This is a genomic window from Parabacteroides sp. MSK.9.14, from assembly GCF_019041495.1.
GTDB classification, from domain to species: Bacteria; Bacteroidota; Bacteroidia; order Bacteroidales; family Tannerellaceae; genus Parabacteroides; species Parabacteroides merdae.
The window spans coordinates 1-20,465 of record NZ_JAHPXO010000027.1 but is presented as its reverse complement, the minus strand read 5'-3'; the positions used below and the strand labels follow the sequence as shown (position 1 = coordinate 20,465).

The 20,465-nt window shown below is 46.8% G+C and carries 23 protein-coding genes and 1 pseudogene; 19 read left to right on the top strand and 5 right to left on the bottom strand.

The features are described from left to right. Position 1 precedes the first annotated feature (1 nt). The 9 genes from KTG12_RS14325 to KTG12_RS14285 all read left to right on the top strand — a co-directional run bounded on the left by KTG12_RS14325 (position 2) and on the right by KTG12_RS14285 (position 6,710). The gene (locus KTG12_RS14325; protein WP_075964543.1) at positions 2 to 1,054 is read left to right on the top strand and encodes a glycosyltransferase; all 1,053 of its coding nucleotides are present in this window, start codon (positions 2 to 4) and stop codon (positions 1,052 to 1,054) included. Positions 1,055 to 1,061: 7 nt separating this feature from the next. Then, a complete protein-coding gene (locus KTG12_RS14320; RefSeq protein ID WP_075964544.1) occupies positions 1,062 to 2,159 on the top strand; it encodes a glycosyltransferase family 4 protein in 1,098 nt (365 codons plus the stop codon). A gap of 3 nt (positions 2,160 to 2,162) precedes the next feature. After that, a complete protein-coding gene (locus KTG12_RS14315; RefSeq protein WP_075964545.1) occupies positions 2,163 to 3,155 on the top strand; it encodes an NAD-dependent epimerase/dehydratase family protein in 993 nt (330 codons plus the stop codon). 156 nt (positions 3,156 to 3,311) lie between these two features. Continuing rightward, positions 3,312 to 4,301, top strand: a complete 990-nt coding sequence (locus tag KTG12_RS14310) for a glycosyltransferase family 4 protein (protein ID WP_158534063.1) — start codon at positions 3,312 to 3,314, stop codon at positions 4,299 to 4,301. A gap of 64 nt (positions 4,302 to 4,365) precedes the next feature. Then, the gene (locus tag KTG12_RS14305) at positions 4,366 to 4,521 is read left to right on the top strand and encodes a hypothetical protein (RefSeq protein ID WP_155143775.1); all 156 of its coding nucleotides are present in this window, start codon (positions 4,366 to 4,368) and stop codon (positions 4,519 to 4,521) included. A gap of 174 nt (positions 4,522 to 4,695) precedes the next feature. Continuing rightward, a complete protein-coding gene (locus KTG12_RS14300; RefSeq protein ID WP_155143772.1) occupies positions 4,696 to 5,121 on the top strand; it encodes a hypothetical protein in 426 nt (141 codons plus the stop codon). Positions 5,122 to 5,196: 75 nt separating this feature from the next. Next, a complete protein-coding gene (locus tag KTG12_RS14295; RefSeq protein WP_155143769.1) occupies positions 5,197 to 5,622 on the top strand; it encodes a WbuC family cupin fold metalloprotein in 426 nt (141 codons plus the stop codon). Between the two features lie 48 nt (positions 5,623 to 5,670). Continuing rightward, positions 5,671 to 6,162 carry a Panacea domain-containing protein gene (locus KTG12_RS14290; RefSeq protein WP_240142608.1) on the top strand — a complete coding sequence of 164 codons (492 nt, stop codon included), beginning with the start codon at positions 5,671 to 5,673 and terminating at the stop codon, positions 6,160 to 6,162. Further along, a complete protein-coding gene (locus tag KTG12_RS14285; RefSeq protein WP_155143757.1) occupies positions 6,153 to 6,710 on the top strand; it encodes a hypothetical protein in 558 nt (185 codons plus the stop codon). The genes KTG12_RS14290 and KTG12_RS14285 overlap by 10 nt, the downstream gene beginning before the upstream one ends. A 99-nt stretch (positions 6,711 to 6,809) precedes the next feature. On the opposite strand, the gene KTG12_RS14280 is transcribed toward KTG12_RS14285, so the two are convergent. Then, positions 6,810 to 7,100, bottom strand: coding sequence for a hypothetical protein (locus KTG12_RS14280; RefSeq protein WP_075964551.1), 291 nt, complete (start codon positions 7,098 to 7,100; stop codon positions 6,810 to 6,812). A 91-nt stretch (positions 7,101 to 7,191) separates the two neighbouring features. On the opposite strand from KTG12_RS14280, the gene KTG12_RS14275 reads away from it, so the two are divergent. Further along, entirely contained in the window at positions 7,192 to 7,395 is a 204-nt protein-coding gene (locus KTG12_RS14275) for a hypothetical protein (RefSeq protein ID WP_240142609.1), read from the top strand. Here KTG12_RS14275 and KTG12_RS14270 read toward each other — a convergent pair. Further along, positions 7,361 to 7,810, bottom strand: coding sequence for a glycoside hydrolase family 73 protein (locus KTG12_RS14270; RefSeq protein ID WP_154291815.1), 450 nt, complete (start codon positions 7,808 to 7,810; stop codon positions 7,361 to 7,363). The two genes, KTG12_RS14275 and KTG12_RS14270, sit on opposite strands and share 35 nt — an antisense overlap. A 70-nt stretch (positions 7,811 to 7,880) precedes the next feature. After that, positions 7,881 to 8,360 carry an HU family DNA-binding protein gene (locus KTG12_RS14265; RefSeq protein WP_154291816.1) on the bottom strand — a complete coding sequence of 160 codons (480 nt, stop codon included), beginning with the start codon at positions 8,358 to 8,360 and terminating at the stop codon, positions 7,881 to 7,883. Positions 8,361 to 8,786: 426 nt separating this feature from the next. On the opposite strand from KTG12_RS14265, the gene KTG12_RS14260 reads away from it, so the two are divergent. From KTG12_RS14260 to KTG12_RS14225, 8 genes are all read left to right on the top strand, one after another. After that, positions 8,787 to 9,215: a hypothetical protein gene (locus KTG12_RS14260; protein WP_075964555.1), complete on the top strand. Its 429-nt coding sequence runs from the start codon at positions 8,787 to 8,789 to the stop codon at positions 9,213 to 9,215. Between the two features lie 341 nt (positions 9,216 to 9,556). Next, on the top strand, positions 9,557 to 10,063 hold the full coding sequence (locus KTG12_RS14255) for a hypothetical protein (RefSeq protein WP_154291753.1): 507 nt from the start codon (positions 9,557 to 9,559) through the stop codon (positions 10,061 to 10,063). Continuing rightward, positions 10,060 to 11,454: a DnaB-like helicase C-terminal domain-containing protein gene (locus KTG12_RS14250; RefSeq protein ID WP_075964557.1), complete on the top strand. Its 1,395-nt coding sequence runs from the start codon at positions 10,060 to 10,062 to the stop codon at positions 11,452 to 11,454. The genes KTG12_RS14255 and KTG12_RS14250 overlap by 4 nt, the downstream gene beginning before the upstream one ends. Then, entirely contained in the window at positions 11,451 to 12,668 is a 1,218-nt protein-coding gene (locus KTG12_RS14245) for a DNA primase (RefSeq protein ID WP_155143752.1), read from the top strand. The genes KTG12_RS14250 and KTG12_RS14245 overlap by 4 nt, the downstream gene beginning before the upstream one ends. After that, complete coding sequence (locus KTG12_RS14240; protein ID WP_075964559.1) at positions 12,665 to 12,910, top strand: DUF4248 domain-containing protein; 246 nt, start codon at positions 12,665 to 12,667, stop codon at positions 12,908 to 12,910. Before KTG12_RS14245 ends, KTG12_RS14240 begins: the two co-directional genes overlap by 4 nt. Positions 12,911 to 14,877: 1,967 nt before the next feature. Then, positions 14,878 to 15,639: a polysaccharide biosynthesis/export family protein gene (locus KTG12_RS14235; RefSeq protein ID WP_371745257.1), complete on the top strand. Its 762-nt coding sequence runs from the start codon at positions 14,878 to 14,880 to the stop codon at positions 15,637 to 15,639. Between the two features lie 19 nt (positions 15,640 to 15,658). After that, positions 15,659 to 18,034, top strand: coding sequence for a polysaccharide biosynthesis tyrosine autokinase (locus KTG12_RS14230; protein WP_216945462.1), 2,376 nt, complete (start codon positions 15,659 to 15,661; stop codon positions 18,032 to 18,034). A 5-nt stretch (positions 18,035 to 18,039) separates the two neighbouring features. Continuing rightward, positions 18,040 to 18,762 (top strand): tyrosine-protein phosphatase, encoded by a 723-nt coding sequence (locus tag KTG12_RS14225; RefSeq protein WP_155143748.1) that lies wholly within the window; start codon positions 18,040 to 18,042, stop codon positions 18,760 to 18,762. Positions 18,763 to 19,064: 302 nt separating this feature from the next. Here the strand turns inward: KTG12_RS14225 and KTG12_RS14220 are convergent, their stop codons facing one another. Together KTG12_RS14220 and KTG12_RS14215 are read right to left on the bottom strand one after the other, a co-directional pair. Continuing rightward, on the bottom strand, positions 19,065 to 19,394 hold the full coding sequence (locus KTG12_RS14220) for a helix-turn-helix domain-containing protein (RefSeq protein WP_155143746.1): 330 nt from the start codon (positions 19,392 to 19,394) through the stop codon (positions 19,065 to 19,067). A gap of 2 nt (positions 19,395 to 19,396) precedes the next feature. Next, positions 19,397 to 19,735 (bottom strand): type II toxin-antitoxin system RelE/ParE family toxin, encoded by a 339-nt coding sequence (locus KTG12_RS14215; RefSeq protein ID WP_149936185.1) that lies wholly within the window; start codon positions 19,733 to 19,735, stop codon positions 19,397 to 19,399. 533 nt (positions 19,736 to 20,268) lie between these two features. On the opposite strand from KTG12_RS14215, the pseudogene KTG12_RS21775 reads away from it, so the two are divergent. Beyond that, positions 20,269 to 20,397: pseudogene (locus KTG12_RS21775) on the top strand (Abi family protein); the annotation flags it as partial. Positions 20,398 to 20,465: the final 68 nt, after the last annotated feature.

Genomic DNA, 20,465 nt, shown 5'->3' with positions numbered 1-20,465 from the left:
TATGAAGAGAATTTCAATTCTTGTATCGACAATAGATTCAGGAGGGGCGGAGAAACAAGCGGTATTACTTGCTACCCATCTATCAAAACGGACAGATGTGAATTTGATTGTGTTGTATGGTGATTATCCGGAATATAAATACAATGTGGATTTACTTGCTGAAAGTAATGTGAAAGTGCATAAGCTCTTTGGCAATATGCTTTCGAAGATGGGGCATATTAGGAATATTTTGAAAGAGACAAAAACAGATGTGCTACTGAACTACCTTACAATGCCTGATTTTGTAGGTTCGTTCGTAGGCCGTATGTGTGGTATAAGGGTATATAATGGCATACGTAATTCTCGCCTACCCAAAGGTAAGATGTTAATGGAGAAGTTGGCGCATAATCTGTGGGCTACTGGCACTATTTACAACTGCTATTCGGGTGCGGATTATTTCGGAAATCTTGGCTTTCATAAGAGCAAGAACATCGTAATACCGAACTGTTTTCCCAATATAGCCGAACCTATAGCTCGCCAAGAACATAAGGTGAAAAACATCATTACAGTCGGTCGTTTTGACCCGCAGAAGGATTATGAGACGCTTATAGCAGGTGTTGCCCTATTGGAGCGGAACGACTTCCGTCTTAGCATCGTAGGATATGGCTCACTTGAAGGACAGATTAGAAATTGGGTGAAGGAATATGGCATAGAAAAGAAGAGCGACATATACATTAAGCCAAATAACGTATTTGAATTAGAACAGAATGCTGATATTTATCTCTCTACCAGTCTTTTTGAAGGTACGAGCAATAGTATCATGGAAGCTTTAAACTGGAGTTTGCCAGTAGTGGCAACCAATGTGGGTGACAATGATCATTTAGTAATAGATGGAGAGAATGGGTTTCTGCATCCTATAGGTGACGTGAATGGAATAGCTGCGTCACTCTGTCGTCTGTTGGATTCTTCTGACTTACGCAACAAAATGGGACAGAAAAGCAATCAGATTCTTAGAGAAAGTTATTCATTGGAGTTATTCGAAAGGAGATACATGGATTTAATAGAAGGACGTTAAATAGTTTATGAGAACAGTATTCATAGGTGCGCATGAGGATCCGAATGGGATCAACTCTTATACCTTTAACCTTGCACTTGCCCTAAAAAAATGTGGCTTCGAATCATTGGTGATGGCGTTTGGTTCGTGTAACAAAATAACAGACTATAAAGGTGTCACCATAAAACAATACAAGACTCATGGTGGTACAATCACGAGTCTTCCTACTTTATATTTCAAGTCAATACCTTATCTGATTAAACACCGTAAAGAGATAGATATGGTATCGTATCAGACAGTGACGTATTCTGTGATACCTGCGTTTATCGCTCGACTGTTTGGAATGAAGACTTGTGCAATAATTCATAGTCTGCCAGAGGATAGTCCAAAGCATAGTGCAAAGAAGAAGAAAATTATGGTAACCACAATGAAGATTGCCCTTGCATTTACGCGCAATGTGATTACCGTCAGCCATACTAAGGCGCAGGAAGTGTATGAGCGATACGGAAAGAAATGTAGGGTGTTACCTTGTGGTGTGTTTATGCCTGAAGTAAAAGAATTGAATACTAATGTTCTGGAGAAGAATGGCATCAATGTAGGTAAGTTTTTCTTGACGATAGGACGTATAGATCCTATCAAGAACTATGAAGTACTGATTGACGCTTTTAAGCAGCATGATTATGGTGAGTATCAACTGGTGATAGGTGGTGATGTTAACAATGCTTACGGAAAAACAGTCGTGGAACGTGCAGCAGGTTGCAAGAACATCATATTTCCAGGGATTGTATGTGGGGATACTAAAAGCGCATTGTTAAAAAACTGTATGGCTTATTGTTTAGTATCTTCTTCGGAAGGATTACCTATTGCTCTTCTTGAGGGTATGTCGTATGGGAAGATTCCTGTAGTGACTCGCATTCCTTCCATCATGGAGGTTCTGGAAAAATACAAAATTGGTCTTTGGAGTGAGGTGAAGAATGTAGGACAGTTGGCTGCTAATATGCAGACTGTGGAGAATGACTATGAGAATTTGAAAGAACAAGGTGAGAAAGCTCGTAAAATAGTAGAAAAGAATTATACATGGCCGCAGATATGTGACCAATATTTGAATTTGGTAAAAGAATTTTAAGATATGAACATATTGATTACTGGAGTCCACGGTTTTGTAGGCTCAAATTTGGTAAAATATCTCGCCAAGGAGAATACAATATATGGGTTGGACATTGTACAACCTCAGAAGGATGGTGTGATGTGTACTTTCAGTTGGGATGCATTAGACGTTGAAAATGGACTACCTGAAATTGATGCCATTATTCATTTGGCAGGAATGGCACATGACACTCGCAATAAGAGTGCTGCTGATGTTTACTTTAAGGTGAATACAGGACTGACGCAGAAAATCTTCGATTGGTATATGGCTTCACCAACTGCCAAGAAGTTTGTGTTTTTCTCTACGGTGAAGAGTGCTGCCGACCGTGTGAAGGGTGAATTCCTGACCGAAGAGTGTGTACCAACACCTGTGGGTCCTTATGGAGAGAGCAAGATTAAGGCGGAGGACTATATCATCAAAAAGTTTGCGCCGAAGGCTCTTAAACGTCCGTTCCACAATTTTGATGATAGCGATAGTATTGTATCGGATAAACAAGTTTACATCATACGCCCTTGCATGATTCATGGTCCTGGTAATAAGGGTAATTTGAATATGTTGTATGGTGTGGTGAAGAAAGGCATTCCTTGGCCATTGGGAGCGTTTGAGAATCGTCGCTCGTTTACTTCTATTGGTAATCTTTGTGTTGTGATAGAAGGGTTGTTGACAAAGTCTGTTCCTTCGGGTATATACCACATGGGTGATGACGAAGCTCTCTCTACCAACGAACTTATTGAGGTGATTTGTGAGGCAATAGGTAAGAAAGCACACATCTGGCGCATTCCGAAAGGGCTGATGAATGGTGTGGCAAAGGTGGGCGGTTGGTTACACCTGCCGTTGAATCCTCTCCGTATGCAGAAACTCACGGAAAACTATGTGGTGAGCAACAAGAAGATCAAATCTGCATTGGGTATTGATGCGATGCCGATTCGTGCCAAGGATGGTCTGATTGATACAATCCGGAGCTTCGGAAAGTAAACGCTTGTTGAAAAGAGTCCAAGTATGATGCGTGATTATTGCAAGCAAAACGATATAGAATCAGAAACTATCTATTTTAGGTATACACACGATTAAAAGATTTCACCAATATAGATATACGAATATAGTATTGATAGTAAGTAATAACAAAACGAAATGAAAATGTATATTTTAATTTTTTTCATACTCTTATTGGCAGAACTTATTTATTTCCGCATTGCAGATAAGTGTAACATCATCGACAAACCCAATGAGCGTTCATCTCATTCGATGATTATCTTACGTGGTGGTGGTATTATTTTTTTGGTTGGTGCATGGGTATGGAGCGGATTTTATGGTTTTCAGTATCCGTGGATGTTGGCGGCGGTGACTTTGGCTGCTGGGATATCGTTTGTGGATGATATTCATAGTTTGCCAGACTCAGTGCGTCTTGTAGCGCAGTTTGTAACTATGGGGTTGATGTTCCATCAGTTGGATATTTTGCATTTGGATATGTGGTGGATCGTGATTCTTGCATTGATCGTGTGCGTGGGAGCGACGAATATTATCAATTTTATGGATGGAGTGAATGGTATTACGGGAGGATATTCTTTGGCGGTGCTTGTTCCTTTGTTGTTGATGAACAAAAAGATACATTTTATGGAGAGTTCTTTTTTGATTGTCATGATCCTGTCTGTACTGGTGTTTTGTTTGTTCAATTTCCGTCCTAAAAATCGGGCGAAGTGTTTTGCCGGGGATGTGGGAAGTATCGGGATCGCTTTTATCTTATTGTTCTCTATTGGGAAATTGGTGATGCAGACCGGAGATATAACTTGGCTGTCTTTTCTTGTCGTGTACGGAGTGGACGGTTGCCTTACGATCTGTCATCGGATAATGCTTCATGAAAATTTGGGAGAGGCACATCGAAAACATGCATACCAGTTGATGGCGAACGAATTGAATATGTCTCATCCTGTGGTCAGTCTTATTTATATGGTGTTGCAGTTGGCTGTTTCTTTGATTATGGTATATGTGTTACCGGATCAGGCGGTTGTTCATTGGGTTTATTTGGGTATCGTGATCGTTTTGCTGGCTGTAGCATATCTCGTGTTTATGAAGAAATATTATCATCTGCACGAGAAATATCTTGAATCATTGAAGAGATGATTGAGACAAGCATGATGTTAGAGATTAAGGATCGAGTGTATGAGTACAAATAAATAGATGAGTGATGTTGGAGTTGCTGGAAGGAAAAGAGGAATTGACCGGGCGTCTTTCGCAGGTGTTGGAGGAGCGTTTGGATGAGCTTTGGGAGTCGGGGGTGTTGGATCAGGAGAGGTTGGATGAGGTGAGGGGGATGCATCTTCGTACGGAGTTGTTCTTGTGATGGGTATTATTGGAGAAGAGGGGCAAGAATTGTAGAAGGAGGGGTGTGCCGGTACGGAATAATCCTTATATTTGCTTCCTTAACAAGGATGATTGTGGGAACGGTGACTTCTGATGTTTGTGACTTTGTCGATTGGAGGTTGGGTTGGTGATAAATTGGAAAATGTAAGATGATATGAATACTCTGGGCATAGATGCTTTACGTGCTGATATTTTTAAGGAACTTATGAAGTTGGATAAGGAAAAGTTGTCTGAGGTTTATAAGTTTGTTAAAAAACTGGCTTCAAAAGAGGCTTCTGAAGTGCAGTTGTTGCAAGATATATTGGATAAATCTGCTGATTACGCAGTTAAAGCTTATGAACGGGGTGATTTCCGGTCTACTGAGGAAGTTATGGGGCTGCAAGGTGATAAACTTCGGGAAGGGCATAGGTTCGTTAAGTCTTTGGTTGATATTCGTGAAACGAAAGATAAAGAATATGTGATGCCTGATGATTTGTTGCAAAAAGTGGCCGAATATACCATGAAAAACATAGAAAATGAGGGACCGTACTACACAACAGATGAGGTTGATGAATATATAAATAGAAGAATGGGTTGGTAGTGAACAAGATGGTCTGGAGAAAATATTGATAGGAAACAGGGGGGTGTCCCTTGAAAAATAGAATAGTTGAATAGTATGGAGATACAAAGGATTGATAAGGAGTTGCTTGCGGGGCTTCATCGGGAGGCGGTGGCGAGTGAGCGGAGGCGGATGAATTTTGATTTGCGTACTTCGGGACGGGATCAGAGCCAGAGGATGCTCAATGCGTTGGAACCGGGGACGGTCGTTCCGGTTCACCGGCATACGGAGACGGCGGAAACGACGGTCTGCATAGAGGGGTGGCTGGATGTTGTCCTCTATGACGAGGTGCCCGCTACGGATGGAGCCGAAGGGGAACGGAAATTCACGGAGGTCTCGCGCGTGACCCTTTGCCCGCGCGAAGGCAAATACGGCGTGCAGATTCCCTTGGGCGTATGGCATAGCGTGGACGTCAAAGAGCCAAGCACCATCTTCGAAGCCAAAGACGGCGCTTATGTGAACGCTTTGTCGCAGGGGAAATAAAATAATGTTACCTGATTAATTTGTTCATGTAGGAGAAAATCGTTAGTTTTGAACACAAATCTAATAGAGAAGAAGGATATGGTAGGCATACTGAAAATAGCGGCATATATTTGTGAGCGGTATAAGGAAGAATATGGGGAAGCCATCGATGAGATGAAACTTCATAAACTTCTTTATTTCACACAGAGAGAATGTATGATACAAACAGGTAAGCCTATGACTTCGGCGGCGTTTGAGGCTTGGAAATATGGTCCGGTCTCTTCATATATACACAATAAGTTCATGAAAGGAAAATTGGGAGAGCCTTTGAGTTCGGATTTGGGATATTTTTATCAACCAATATTTGATAAGGTCTTTGAACTTTATGCCCCGAAGGATGCATGGAGTCTAAGTATTCTTTCACATGGCGAAATCAGTTGGCAAAGGGCACGCCAGGGCATCCCTTCCGACCAGAATTCCTCTCGTAAGCTATCGACAAGTGATATTCAAGAAGATGCTGCCCGCATTCGCCTCCGTAGATTCCTGCTGAAATGCGAATAACTGAACAACAATTAAATTGGTTAGATGGTTTGTCATGCGTAAGGTTGAAAAGTGACGACACTCATCTGAGAGAAGTGGAGAATTTTGTAAGTTGCAAAAATTCAGGACTTCAAGAAATGATCCAGGGAAATGCTTTTAAGGAGGATGAAAAAGGAAATACTGCATTTTATATAATTAAGTCACGATGTGGTGAAATTCTTGCCTATTTTTCTCTTAAATGTGGATTGTTGTTTGATAAACATGGCGATCTTGAGATAATTGACTCTAAGAAGAAGTTGAGCCAGTTATTAAGCAAAAGAAAACTTCTTACGGGAAATGAATCGTTGGCGTCTGAGCTTAAGACGGATTTAGATAAAGAGATTCTTTCCATAAAAGAAAAATTACGACATTGGATAGAAATTGATGAAAATGACAGTATCCACAAGCGTGTTGCTCATACGCCTATATATGATTTTGGTTGTACGCTTTTGTGTCAAAAGGTTGATTCTTTAGGTTCCGGGCAAGAGAAGTTTTATAATGAATTCAATCCTGATTTAAATGCTATATAAGGAAATACTTGTTCCAATGCTCTGTGCGGGATCGCATAAAGGGAACCTTATTATATAGGCGGTTTTTATGCGATCCCGCAGTAGATGCAGAAGGGGCCTTTATGTGAGGAAGGCTTTGTAGAGGCTGGCGATTCCGCCGGAGAGCATCAGGGTGTAGCCGGAGAGGCCGAGCCAGTCGGCTTCGAGGGGCCGGGAGAGAGGAGCGAGAGTATCGCTCCCAGAGCGGCGAGAGTCATTTCCGTATCCCCCCTCCACAGGGAGAGTAGGGATAGGAGGCTCAGGCAGAGGACAAGGACAAAGGTTGTCACCGGCAACCGGTTGTTTACGCCGGGGAAAGATGACCCGGGCGAGGGTGGTGATGAAATTGAGGATGGTTTCAAGGATGTTCATGAATTATGATTTATGATTTATGAATTATGATTTATGATTTGAGACTTGGATATTGGGAAATAAATCGTTTCTTTGTAGAAAGATTAAAAAATTGAAAACTTATACCATATCCGAAAAGGACAGTTCTTCCGTACAGGAACCGGGCGTTTCTTATTCGCTTGAAAATCCTGTTGTCGAGGCATATCCTGTCATGTCTATGGAGGAGGCCTTGAAGAACGGCATGACGCTGGAAGAATCCAAACAACGGATCTTGAAAAGGATCATGAATGAAGTTGTTTTTCGATTTTTTTGCTGATTTTGACTAAGAGGGCTTGGTAGGCGGCGCGGTTGTCGCCGTTGACTTCGCTGATGTATTTGCTTTGGGAGATTTTCCGGGCAAAGGTTTTTGCGTCGTTGCTGGCATCGGCGGCAAAGGGATAGGCGGAGCGGACCAGGCGGGCATAGTCCATGAAGGAGTCTGCGGGGCTGTCGTAGACGCGGAAACGGAGGGAGTGGGCGCCGAGCTCGATGCCTTCGCCTTTCCACCAGACGTTGGGACGGCCGTAGGCGGTGATGCCGAAATAGTTGTGGTGCTCGACGGCAAGTGTGCTCTGGCCCCAACCGGATTCGATCGCCGCTTGTGCAAGGATGACTACCGGATTGATCCGGAAGGCTTCCCCCGCCTTTTGGGCCAGGGGAAGGAGAGGGTGTAAAAATTCGCTTTGCTTCATTTTTTCCTTTGAAGATTAAAGAGTTGTTTTCTTCGAAAATTAGAGAGTTAAAGAATTAAGAGAGAGGGGGCTACAGTTCGCCGGGGCGTTCGTCGCCACCATCGCCGCCGGTGCCGCCGGTGTTGCCGCCGCCGGACGATTCGGACGAGGCGTCTTTTTTGGGGACGTAGCGTTCGAAGGAGACGGTGTTGACGATGTTCTTCAGCATTGTGCCGGGGTAGAAGACGATGTGGGCACGGTTGAAGAGGGCGGTGCTGAAGCCGTCGATGGTGGGCGATCCCTTACTGCCGGCAACCATGCGGAAGCTGCCGAACTCGCCCAAGTGGATGGACTCGCCGTCGGAGAGGGCTTCGTTCATGACTTTGATCAGGCCGTCGAGAACCAGGATGATCTCTCCGCGGCTGGCGGTACAGAGGTTTTCGATACGGGTACAGATCTTGTTCAGCGTCAGTTGTTTCGTGATGCTGGTCTGTGCATGGTAAAGGGTCGAACCTTCGGTTGCGCCTTTGCTCATGTCTTTGCGTTTGACGAGAGTGTAAACTAATGGCATAAAATTAGGAATTTAAAGGTGAATAATTGATAAAACTAATATCGCATGAAAAACGGCCGTGTGGATATCTGATTGATCGGGTTTGCCCTTATTGACTATACAAAGATACGACAGGGAAAAACTTCGGAGTCGATTAGAGTCGATTAGCGTCGATTAGAGTCGAATAGAGTCGATTAATTTTCGTAGATTTGCCGGCGGAGAGAGAATTTCGAAACATAGGTGTTTTAAAGTCAAAACATAGGTGTTTTGGTTGCGAAACATAGGTGTTTCGGGGGTATAGGGAATAAAAGAAGAATGCCATATAATGCTAAAAATCTAACTAAAAACAGAAACAAAAATGAATAAACAAAAAGGTATGAGTGACGGCTTCATGGACGAGTTCGTGAAGTTTCTGAAAAAAAAGTAGGAGAGATAGTCGGAAGGAACATGTCGTTTCCGCTCCTGCAGGAATATATCGAGAAGTTGGACGACGAACGCGAGGTGACACTGTTTTTGCTCGCATTCCTGTTCAAAGTGATGCAAACCAAGAGTGTGAAGGCGTGGATCCGTTTGGCGGATCGTTTTTTCGCGACTTACAGTGACGAACTCTACCGCTATAGCGGTTATTGGAAGGAAGGAACGGGGAATGCCAGAATATGGGTGGCCCGCCCCGAACAGTTCATAAGCTATATGGGGGCGATGATGCGAACCGGGATTATCGGGGATTGCTCGTTTGTCCGTCTGGCCAGCTACATATACCTGGTTTTCGACACCGGGAACATGGAAATCACTCTTTTGAACAAGCTGAAGGAGCAAAATCCGGAGGCTGAAACGATCACGAATGTGATGAATGCAGATTTTAAGGCATTTAAGTAGTTTTTTTAAAAGTAAATAATAATCTGATTTTAAGCACTGTATGGCATTCTTTGCTCTAAAATAAAATCTGGATGAAATGGTTTTCATAATTTGAGGTCCGGGTTGTAATTTTGTGACGGCTGAAAGTTGAAAGTCGTCCTTCTGGAAAAAATGCGAAAATACGCTTTTTTTAATTAGTTATAAGAAGTATGTTTTAGTTATTATATAATAGGGAACGGACAGAGCAAGCGGACACCAGTTGTCTGTTTGCTATTGTAAAGGATTTATTATTAATTCATTAAGTTCGATTCATAAAACGACAAGCCGTAACATTTTTATTAATCATTAAAATCCATCAATTTATGGATCTGAACTTAAAGAAAGAAAGGATTGCAGGATTCCTGGGACAGTCGTATGTCCTCATTCCGCGAAAAGTATTGACGATGTTGTTTCATGGCGAAGGCCGTGAGAAATCGATCGGCATGGTGTATCTGGCTCTGTTCTCGGAAGCGTATTTCAAAGACGGGCCGGTTTTCTTGAACAATCGCCAATACACCTGCAAGCGCGGCGAGTTTGTCGGGCTGAGTGAAGACTTGGCTAAAATGTGCGGGATATGCGCAAGAACCCTGAACCGAGACCTGGTCTGGTTGAAAGAAAAGAATCTGATCGAAGTGAAACGACTCAACGGCGGGATTCGTGTCCGTGTAGGCGGATATGATTCAATCATGGGATTGCGCCGGGATGCAGAAAAAGCCGTGGAGGGGCGAGCAGCTTTCCAGGCTTTGGAAGATGCGGAACGTCTTATGGGCGGACGCAGCATGCAGTTCGATTGTTGTGCTGCCGCAAACGAGGAAGGAGGCATGGCATGATGAACGGTGAAGAAACGAACGGAGGAGTCTCTTTGGACGATATGGAAAAGGCGTTGATCTGCCTTCTGATGACCTCGATGGAAGCGCCGGTGCGTGCCGAATATGGAGGGCTGACCTCGGATATGTTTGCCGACGGCTCGTTGGGGTTTGTCTACGAAGTGATCATGAAAATTCATGCAACGGGAGTCCGTCCGGACATGGTGTTGGTGGAACGCGGAATGCGCGAAGCGGACGAAAAGAAGGCTTCCAAGCTGGGCGGACTGTCGTTCCTGTTGCCCTATATGCTGAATGTGCGCCACGACGGGAATGTGGCGGCCTATGTGGATGGAATCAAGAAACAATATAAACTGAGATGCCTCGCTACGCTGTTCAGCACGATGGCGTTCAAGTCCGGCGAGGTCTCTTCCGTTCCGGAGGAGCTGGTAGACGAGGCCGAACGCCAGTTGATGGAATTCCGCCAGTACACGTCAGAAGGCGCACCGGTGCGCACGATCGGCGAACTTGCCGTCGAAGCAATGGCATGGCATCACCGTCGTTTCGGCGGCGGGCTGGAGACGGAACAGGTGAAGAGCGGGCTGACGGAGTTCGACTACGTGACGGGTGGTTTCCACAACACGGAGCTGACGATCATCGCCGGACGTCCGAGCGACGGGAAAACGGCTGTCACGTTGCAGATGGCGCTGAACGCGGCGCGTGCCGGGAAATCGGTCTGTTTCTTCAGTCTGGAAATGTCGAGCTTGCAGATGCTGAACCGCGTGTTGGCGGGGATGACGGACGTGAACCCGGACCACCTGCGTGTCAACAAACCGACCGAACGCGAGTTGGGTGTCTTGGAAGAGGCTGCCGACCGCTTGAAGGATCTGCCTTTCTATCTCGACTATACGGCCGGGGCTACCGTCGAACAGATACGTGCGAAAGCCATGTTGCAATGCCGTCTGGGGAAATGCGACCTGGTGGTCGTGGACTACTTGCACCTCTTGGGCGGCGAACGCAAGAGAGGCGAGACGCAGGAACAGATGGTCGGCCGCAATATACGTGCACTGAAACAACTGGCGCTGGACTGCAACCGCCCGGTGCTGACGGTTTCGCAGATGAACCGTGCCTGCGAGTTGCGTAGCGACAAGGCGTATCTGCCGGTGATGAGCGACTTGCGCGATTCGGGAACGATCGAACAGGTGGCGGATTGCGTGGCATTCATCTACCGTCCCGAACGCTATGGTTTCACCCGCGACGAGAAGACGGGCCACAGCCTGGTGGGGGTCGGCAAAATCTATATAGCGAAGAACCGCAACGGCTCGATCGGCATCGCCCGTTTCCGTTACAACCCTTCGTTCACCCGTATCACGGATTATATCCAACCCGGAACGCAATCTACTTTAGCTCTGTCATGACGAAGCAAGAAATACAAGAACTGAAAGCCTCCCTGTCGATCAGGGAGGTGATCGGGCGCTATATGACACTGAACCGTGTCGGTCGCCGCTGGATGGGACTCTGCCCCTTCCACGGCGACCGACATCCCTCCCTCTCCGTCAACGAAGAGAAGGGCAGCTTTGTTTGCTATGCTTGCGGGGAGAGGGGTGATGTGTTCGCCTTTGTCAGCAAGGTTGAGAACGTCGGTTTTATTGAGGCGGTGAAGAAATTGACAGTGGACAATGTGAATCGATTGACTGTGGACAACGGACAATTGCCAATTAAGAAAAAGGAAAAGGGGAAAGGGGGTAATGTCGACGCGAAGCGGTTGACGGATGACAATATCGACGCGAAGCGATTGCCGATTGAAAAGATACAAAAAGAAAACGAGATTTTCTTGGCCTCCTTAATGCCGGTAGGCAGCGGTTGTTCGGAATTGACCCCTACCTGGTTGGATTTTGGGGTGGGACAGTCGCCTTTTATGGTTCCTAAATATTGGTGGTCGATGCGGAACCGGTTGGTTTTTCCCGTGCGTGACGAGGAGGGACGGCTGGTCGGGTTTGCCGGCCGGTGGTTGTCGGGCGAGGAAGAGAAGAAGAAATACGTCAATTCGAGGACGAGCGAGTTGTATCGGAAGAGCGAGCTGTTGTACGGGTTGTACGAAGGACGCGAGGCGATTCGCCGGGAAGGGTGTGTTTTTTTGGTGGAAGGATATAAGGATGTGCTGGCGATGCATGCGGCAGGGTTCAAGCATACGGTAGGGTTGTGCGGGACGATACTGAGCAAGGAGCACATTGCTTTGCTGAAACGATATGCGACATCTGTCCGCGTGATGCTGGATGCCGACAAGGCAGGGCGCAAGGGGACGGATGAGACCATCCCGGCCTTTATGGGCGAAGGGATGGAGGCCGTACGGATCGGTTTGCCCGAAGGAGACGATCCGGATTCGCTCTTTCGCCGCCTGGGGAAGGAGGCGTTTGCTGCCTATGTCCGCGAGGCGGTACGACGGACACTGCCTTCGGACGAACAGCTGTTGCTCGGACGTATCCGCAAAGGGATCGGGCTTCTGTCCGATGTCTCGGAGACGGAGAGAAGAGAACGCCTGCTGCTGACGTTGGACGATTGCCTGGAACAGTTGAAAGGGCTTTCCGCCGATGCATCTCGTCCGGCAACAATGGACTGGAGGTGGGCATGACCGGTACGGCAGATGATATAGAAGAAAGAAAATGGAAAAACCGTTCCGCCACCCTCCGGTGGCTGGGACGACAATATAGCCCCGATGTCGCTCCCGAAGTAGCTTCGAGGCGTTTGAAACAGTGGATCGTAGGCAACCCCATCCTGTCCGGCCTCTTGCAGGAGAACGGATGGACGCCTTCACAACGGGTGTTGACTCCGAAACAGGTGGAGCAGATTGTAAGAATCCTTGGGGAGCCTTGAATGTTGCTTTTGGAATTTCTTTCCTAAAGTAACATTCGAGGCTTTGGTTGGCACCTAAAAATGCTTTTTTGATATTTGGTTTATATTGGTTTATATTGGTTTTTTAGGGTTGGCACCTTCAGTACCTTTTTTGTTGGGTTGCACCCAACTTGTCTGTTACTTTTGGCTTGACCCAAAAGTAACCAAAAAGTCAAGGCTTAAGCTGACGAGCTACTTCGTTTCCTTCGTTCGCTGTCGCGTCTGAAACTCGCTTCGCTCAGACAGCAGACGCTCCGGGCGCTCACTACGGTCACTGCGCTTAACGCTCGCCAGCTTAGGCCGGGAGTAGAGCCGGAACGGCTCTTTGGGGATTGCCGATAACGGTGGTTTTGTGTTATTTATATGATGCGATTTATATAATGCGATTGATATGATGCGATTGATGCAATTTGTAGTCAGCAATATTTATATAATGCAATAGGGGGTGTTGGTGATCTTATGCGGGAGGGCAGAGCAGAGCCCTGCCCCTACGGGGTGGGGATGCAAAAGAACAGGCCTTATCAATTAGATATTTATACGGTCAGTTTTCATGCGATCCCGCGTCAAGCGCGGGGACAAGATAGTTTTGGCATATTCCTACGGGGGGATGCAAAAGGGAGATACAAGGGATAAAAGGAAGATACAGAGATAGAGGATATAAAAAACAAAGGAAGAGGTGGTGTTGATGATATTATACACAAAGAGGTGGGTGAGGTTGATGATTTTATGTGGAAGGGCGGAATGGTGTTGGTGATTTTGCGGGAGGGCAGAGCAGAGCCCTGCCCCTACGGGGTGGGGATGCAAAAGGGAGATACAAGGAAATAAAAAGGGAGATACAAGGAAATAAAAAGGGAGATATAAAGAAACAAAAAGGGGGATGCAAAAGGAAAAGTGGAAAAAGGGAAAAGAAAGGAAAAACAGGCAGTATCGGCAATCATAAGAGAAAGCTCCGCTTTCTGGGAAAGGCCTAAGCGGACGGGCGTAAAGCGGAGGGTGAAGGCGTAGCGTCCGGAGCCTGCGCTGTTTGAGCGAAGCGAGTTTCGCAGGCGACAGCGTAGCCTTCGCCCGGAGTAGCCCGGCCGGTTGAGCCTTGATCTTTTGGTTACTTTTGGATCAAGCCAAAAGTAACAGAACAACAGTTGGATGCAATCCAACGAAAAAAGATAACAGTTGAGTGTAACCCAACGAAAAAGAAAAAAGATAACCTGTTGGATGCAATCCAACGAAAAAAAGAAAAAAGACAACAGTTGGGTGTAACCAAACGAAAAAGAGAGAAGAACAGGCAGTATCGGCAATCATAAGAGAAAGCTCTGCTTTCTGGGAAAGGCCTAAGCGGACGGGCGTAAAGCGGAGGGTGAAGGCGTAGCGTCCGGAGCCTGTGCTGTTTGAGCGAAGCGAGTTTCGCAGGCGACAGCGTAGCCTTCGCCCGGAGTAGCCCGACCGGTTGAGCCTTGATCTTTTGGTTACTTTTGGATCAAGCCAAAAGTAACAGAACAACAGTTGGATGTAATCCAACGAAAAAAAGAAATAGTTGGATGCAACCCAACGAAAAAGAAAAAAAACAACCTGTTGGATGTAATCCAATGAAAAAAGATAACAGTTGGATGTGACCCAACAGAGAAAAAGACAACAATAGGATGTTATCCAACAAAAAAGAAAGAAAAAAAGTGCGATCCGATTTAAGACAATGTTTAGTATCTTTGTAATTTGATTTATAAATCGTATGCAGAAATCATAAAATAATATTCAGAAATCATAAATCGGAAAGCAAAATTATAATCACATAATATTTTAACAAAATGAAAAAGAAAAAATTGTGGAGCGCAATGTTAGCGATGAACTTGATTGCGACAACGAGTGTAGGGTTTACCAGGAGGGAAGATGACGATGGCCAGGCAGCCGGAATCATGACCGGGAACAGAAGAGTGAGGATCAGGAATTATATATTGATGTGCATGGCAGTACTCTGTACCTCCTGCGCATCTTACAAGAAAGTAGTTTATTTGCAGGATGTCGAACCGCTGAAACAGCAGGTGATTGAGCAGAAGTACGAAGTGTATATCCACAACGACGATTTGCTGGCGATCATGGTGAACAGTAAGAACCCGGAACTGGCGTTGCCGTTCAACATGCCGATGATATCCTACCAGATCGGCAGCCAAAGCTCACCGCAGCAGCGCGTGTTGGGCTATCTGGTCGACACGAACGGGGAGATCGACTTCCCGATCTTAGGCAAGATGCACGTGGCAGGACTGACCCGCCTGCAGTTGACGGAACTGATCAAGCAACGTCTGACAGAAGAAGACCTGATCAAGGACCCCGTCGTGACGGTGCAGTTCCTGAACTACAAAGTGTCGGTGATGGGCGAAGTGAACCGTCCGGGATCGTTCAACATTTCGGGCGACCGTATCACCCTGCTCGAAGCCTTGAGTATGGCCGGCGACCTGACGATCTACGGACGACGGGACCGGGTGGCCGTGATCCGCGAAAATGACGGGCAACGGACGATCTTGTACCATGACCTCCGGTCGTCCGACGTCTTCAACTCACCCTGCTACTACCTGCAACAGAACGACATCGTGTATGTCGAACCTAACAATTCGAAAGCGGGACAGAGCGAGATCAACCAGAACAAATCGGTGGGCGTGTGGTTGTCTGCCGGCTCGATCCTGGTTTCCATCGTGTCTCTGATTGTGACATTAACAAAGTAAAAGTAAAAGAAAAGATACTATGAACACTGAACAAGAAACGAACACTCGAGTGGAGGAGAACGAACTGAACCTGGAGGACATCCTGCAGGTGGTATTGGCCAACTGGCATTGGTTCGTCCTGTCTGTCGTGGTATGCGCCGGGGCAGCGTTCCTCTATCTGAAATGGGCGCCCAAGGTATACACCCGGACAGCTTCGGTACTGATAAAAGACGACGCGAAAGGCGGTGCGCTGAGCGAATCGGCCGCATTCGAGGATTTAGGAATTTTCGGCACGAAGCGGAATGTGGATAACGAAGTGCTGGTATTCAAGTCCAGGCGATTGATGACCGAAGTGGCGCGTAACCTGCATCTGGACGTGAGCTACACGGTGAAGGAAGGACTGCGTACGGTGGAACTCTACACCCAGTCGCCCGTCCTGCTCTCATTCCCCGATGCGGAAGAGGCGCAAGCCTTCTCGTTGCGGGCAAAACCGATCTCGGCGGAAGAGGTGGTATTGTCCGACTTCGTGATTGACGACGAGTCGGCCGGCGAACCGATGACAGTGGCGCTGAACGACACCGTCACGACACCCGTCGGACGAGTAGTGGTGGTCCCGTCGCTTTACTACGGCGACAAGTATTTCAACACGACCGTGCAGGTGACGAAGTCGCCGTTGCAGAACGTGGCGATCGGTTTCCAAGCAAACTTGCAGGCCACGTTGGCGAGCAAGACGGCCACGATCATCAACCTGACGCTCCAGGACGTCTCCATCCCCCGTGCGGAAGATGTGATCAACACGCTGATCTCCGTCTACAACACAGACGCGATCAACGACAAGAACCAGATCGTGATGAACACCTCCAACTTCATCAACGACCGTCTGATCGTGATCGAGAAGGAGCTGGGCAGCGTGGATTCGGACATCGAGTCCTACAAGCGTGAACACCAGCTGACGGACATCTCGTCCGAGACAGGCATGTACCTGCAGACCTCCAGCCGCAACCAGCAGGAGGGGTTGAGCTTGGAGAACCAGTTGAGCCTGGCGAAATATATCAAAAACTATCTGACTGATCCCGGCAAGAGCTCGGAACTGATCCCGGCGAACACGGGCATCTCGGACGTGAACATCGAGTCGCAGATCGGGGAATACAACGAGATGTTGCTCAAACGCGACAAGCTGATCAGCAACAGTAGCAACAAGAACCCGGTGGTGCAGGACCTGAACAACTCGCTGATCGCGATGAAGCAGACCATCATCCGCTCGGTGGACAACCTGATCGTCGGCCTGAACATCAAGATAAAGAATGTACAGGCACAGGAAGAACAGACGAACCGCCGCATCTCGGCCGTGCCGACCCAGCAGAAGGAGATACTTTCGGTGGAACGCCGCCAGAAGATCAAGGAAGAGCTGTATCTCTACCTGCTGAACAAACGCGAGGAGAACGAGCTGACGCAGCGGATGACGGAAAGCAACGCGCGCATCATCGACCCGGCGTCAGGAAGCAATGTGCCGGTGGCTCCGAAATCGATGATGATCTTCCTGGCTTCCATTGTGTTGGGATGTGCGATCCCGGCAGGTGTCCTGTGGATGCTGGTGATCAGCGACACGAAGGTACGCTCGCGCAAGGATGTGGAGGGAGTCCTCTCCGTTCCGTTCTTGGGTGAAATCCCGATGCGCGACAAGAAAGACAAGAACGAAGTGGTGGTGCATGAGAATGGGCGCGACTCGGTTTCGGAGGCGTTCCGCATTGTGCGTACCAACATGGATTTCATGCGGGTGAAGGATAAGAACATGCAGGTGGTGATATTCACCTCGTTCAATCCGGGAGCCGGCAAGACGTTCGTGTCCATCAACTTGGCAATGAGCTTTGCCCTGACGCACAAGAAGGTCGTCTTGGTCGACCTCGATATTCGTAAGGGTACCCTTAGCTCCCATGTCAAAGTCTCTGACATGGGAGTCACCAACTATTTATCCGGTCGTGTCGACAACGTCGATGAGATCATCCGGAAAGGAGAACTGTACGACAAGCTGGATATCATCCATGCCGGTCCTGTTCCGCCCAACCCGGCTGAGCTTTTGTTGAGCGACAGGTTGGAAACGTTGGTAGCCGAACTGCGCAAGCGGTATGACTATATCATCCTGGACAACGTACCGGCGGGTGTGGTCGCCGATGCGGTGATCGTCAACCGGGTGGCCGACTTGACGATCTATGTTGTCCGTGCAGGCAGAATGGACCGCCGCGCCCTTCCCGAAGTGGAGAAACTCTACAAGGAAGGCAAGCTGCGTAACATGAGCCTGATCCTGAACGGGACGATGTACAAGCATGGCACGTATGGTTATCATTACGGATATGGATACGGCTATGGCTATGGTTACGGCTACGGGTATGGCGACGGACATAATAAAAAGAAATAAAAAAAATGTTTTCCTTACTTTTTCCAAAGAAAAATTTGATTCACACCGATTTGTTGAAAGGGACGGCAGATGTGCATTCGCATCTGCTGCCCGGTGTGGATGATGGCGTGCAAAGCGTCGAAGATATGTGTGCTGCCTTGAAAGCGATGCAGTCGGTCGGTGTCAAGCGGGTTTTCATGACTCCCCATGTGATGTCGGACATGCCCGGCAACCGGCGTGGTTTTCTGCAGGAGCATTTTGCCAAGATGAAAGAGCTTGCTCCCGAAGGGATCGAGCTGCGGTTGGCGGCGGAGTATATGCTGGACAGCGGTTTCCGTGCGCAGATGGCAGACGGGCTGCTGACGTATGCGGACAGGCAGGTACTGGTCGAGACTTCTTATCTTTCGCCGCCCCCCGACTATCTGAGCTTGCTCTACGAACTGAGGCTGGAGGGCTATACGCCTGTCTTGGCTCATCCGGAGCGGTATATGTATATGACGGAGGATGATTATTTCCGGCTGCGGGATAAGGGCTACAAGTTCCAGTTGAACCTGTTCTCCTTTGCCGGCGTGTACGGGAGCCGTCCTGCCAAATATGCCGCCTACCTGATGAAAGAGGGTTTCTACGACTATGTCGGTTCCGACCTGCACCACCCCGACGACTACCGCCGGAACCTCGCCCACGTGAAACTCCCTTCCAAAATGCTCGACAGGCTGAGAGGAGTGTTGGAGAATAATCGGTGGCTTTGAGGAATTGACGGTTGGCGATTTTGGCGATTGACAGCTTTGGCTGACGCGGCACCACTCGGCTGACGCGGAAAACGCAGAGTAATGCAGATTTAATTTTATGAATAAATGATCTGTGTTATTCTGCGTTTTCTGTGTTTATGAAGATTGTGCTTTTACCGCAAGCAACGCCGTCAATATCTATTTAACGACAATCCATCTATGCTTGAAAAATCCCCACTTGCTGAAAGAGCTATACAATACCGCAGTCACAATGATACCGATACCATCAGGAATGAGAAAACACTCATCTACTATCAAATGAATTACCACAATGCCACTTTTCCAGCAATCCCCAAGTCAATGGTTGCAGTTACCACACCAAGAGCCTTAAACACTCTTCGCATAGTAGGTATTGTTATGCTATAACCTCTTTCTAATTTGGAAATCTGTGCTTTTTTCACACCTATGCGCTCACCAAGTTGTTCTTGTGTCAAGTTCTGTTCTATGCGAGCCTTCTTGATGGCTTCTCCCAAACGGTAAGCATGCAACGCTTCATCCACGTCACTCTCAAAAGCGTCACGTTTCGGAGTGCCAACTTTCCCAAAGTGCTTGTCAAGCACATCGTCCAATGGGGTAAGATTCATCTGTGCCATAATTATTTGTTTTTGAAATATTCTTTTCTTATTGCTTCTGCTTTCGCTATTTCCTTGCTTGGTGTCTTTTGAGTTTTCTTGATGATGCCGTGAGTAGCAATCACCAATGTGTCCTTGTCTTTATCCCAAAAAGCAAACAAGCGATAAGCAGTTTTGTTGTACAATGTACGAAATTCCCATATCTCCGAGTTCTCCAACTTCTTGAAAAGTTCTTTGTTGCGTTCTCCACCTGCAACACGTTTGATGTTGTAGTAAATCTTGTAGGATACCGCTTCAGGTAAGCTCTCAATAAAGTTCTGTGCCTCGTCAGTCAAGACAAAGCGGAAGATACTTTGTGTCATACATTATCATTTTTGTACAAAAGTAGTTATTGTGTTTCATGAATAAGAAACAATTAGCAATTAAATGTACTTCGTAGCTCATTTTTAACATTTTGAAAGCGGATAATTACGCATAAAGAACTTACAATGGTTGAATTGGAGTAAAGAGTTTCCTGTGTTTATGTTTTACCACAAGTGGTTGACAGGCGGGAGAAAATATTCCCTGGGAAATTTGTACCGCAACAGGGTTTATGTAAATTTGCAGTTGTACTTCAAAATTGCATAAATGCCATGCCTATTAGCCCTCAAGAAAGAAAATATCTGAAGAACAAACTGGATTCTGTCCATTTTGTTTGGCTGACAAAATGCTATTTTAAGTCTTAATAAAATGTTTGAATTATCAATGATTATTCGTAGCTTTACAGCGTCAGTCCCCACCAAGCCTCTCAACGATGCTCAAATGCGTGGGGCTTTTTTGTATATATACGTTTACTTTCAAAATACGCTAATGGAAAGATTGCCACACTTCATGAAACATTATATGTCAGAGACAGATTTCACCGAACAATGATATGCTTGATAAGATGAATATTCTATTTTCCAATTTTCCGGAGATTAATCTGGCAGCTCTCGGATTTCCAAAAGGATGGGAAAGAGAGCCGCTATGGACACAAACAATATAGTTAATCTTGCCTCGAATCCTTTTCCATATTTATCACCAACGGCTGATTGAACCGCCGCCGCCTGAAGC

Excerpts from the sequence above, each read along its gene's own strand:
- KTG12_RS14225 (WP_155143748.1), top strand. The coding sequence starts at position 18,040 with ATGTTTTCCTTACTTTTTCCAAAGAAAAATTTGATTCACACCGATTTG.
- KTG12_RS14215 (WP_149936185.1), bottom strand. The coding sequence starts at position 19,735 with ATGACACAAAGTATCTTCCGCTTTGTCTTGACTGACGAGGCACAGAAC.
- KTG12_RS14240 (WP_075964559.1), top strand. The coding sequence starts at position 12,665 with ATGACCGGTACGGCAGATGATATAGAAGAAAGAAAATGGAAAAACCGT.
- KTG12_RS14260 (WP_075964555.1), top strand. The coding sequence starts at position 8,787 with ATGTCGTTTCCGCTCCTGCAGGAATATATCGAGAAGTTGGACGACGAA.
- KTG12_RS14315 (WP_075964545.1), top strand. The coding sequence starts at position 2,163 with ATGAACATATTGATTACTGGAGTCCACGGTTTTGTAGGCTCAAATTTG.
- KTG12_RS14245 (WP_155143752.1), top strand. The coding sequence starts at position 11,451 with ATGACGAAGCAAGAAATACAAGAACTGAAAGCCTCCCTGTCGATCAGG.
- KTG12_RS14235 (WP_371745257.1), top strand. The coding sequence starts at position 14,878 with ATGTGCATGGCAGTACTCTGTACCTCCTGCGCATCTTACAAGAAAGTA.
- KTG12_RS14265 (WP_154291816.1), bottom strand. The coding sequence starts at position 8,360 with ATGCCATTAGTTTACACTCTCGTCAAACGCAAAGACATGAGCAAAGGC.
- KTG12_RS14325 (WP_075964543.1), top strand. The coding sequence starts at position 2 with ATGAAGAGAATTTCAATTCTTGTATCGACAATAGATTCAGGAGGGGCG.
- KTG12_RS14250 (WP_075964557.1), top strand. The coding sequence starts at position 10,060 with ATGATGAACGGTGAAGAAACGAACGGAGGAGTCTCTTTGGACGATATG.
- KTG12_RS14220 (WP_155143746.1), bottom strand. The coding sequence starts at position 19,394 with ATGGCACAGATGAATCTTACCCCATTGGACGATGTGCTTGACAAGCAC.
- KTG12_RS14280 (WP_075964551.1), bottom strand. The coding sequence starts at position 7,100 with ATGAACATCCTTGAAACCATCCTCAATTTCATCACCACCCTCGCCCGG.
- KTG12_RS14230 (WP_216945462.1), top strand. The coding sequence starts at position 15,659 with ATGAACACTGAACAAGAAACGAACACTCGAGTGGAGGAGAACGAACTG.
- KTG12_RS14320 (WP_075964544.1), top strand. The coding sequence starts at position 1,062 with ATGAGAACAGTATTCATAGGTGCGCATGAGGATCCGAATGGGATCAAC.
- KTG12_RS14270 (WP_154291815.1), bottom strand. The coding sequence starts at position 7,810 with ATGAAGCAAAGCGAATTTTTACACCCTCTCCTTCCCCTGGCCCAAAAG.
- KTG12_RS14255 (WP_154291753.1), top strand. The coding sequence starts at position 9,557 with ATGGATCTGAACTTAAAGAAAGAAAGGATTGCAGGATTCCTGGGACAG.
- KTG12_RS14305 (WP_155143775.1), top strand. The coding sequence starts at position 4,366 with ATGTTGGAGTTGCTGGAAGGAAAAGAGGAATTGACCGGGCGTCTTTCG.
- KTG12_RS14310 (WP_158534063.1), top strand. The coding sequence starts at position 3,312 with ATGAAAATGTATATTTTAATTTTTTTCATACTCTTATTGGCAGAACTT.
- KTG12_RS14295 (WP_155143769.1), top strand. The coding sequence starts at position 5,197 with ATGGAGATACAAAGGATTGATAAGGAGTTGCTTGCGGGGCTTCATCGG.
- KTG12_RS14285 (WP_155143757.1), top strand. The coding sequence starts at position 6,153 with ATGCGAATAACTGAACAACAATTAAATTGGTTAGATGGTTTGTCATGC.
- KTG12_RS14300 (WP_155143772.1), top strand. The coding sequence starts at position 4,696 with ATGAATACTCTGGGCATAGATGCTTTACGTGCTGATATTTTTAAGGAA.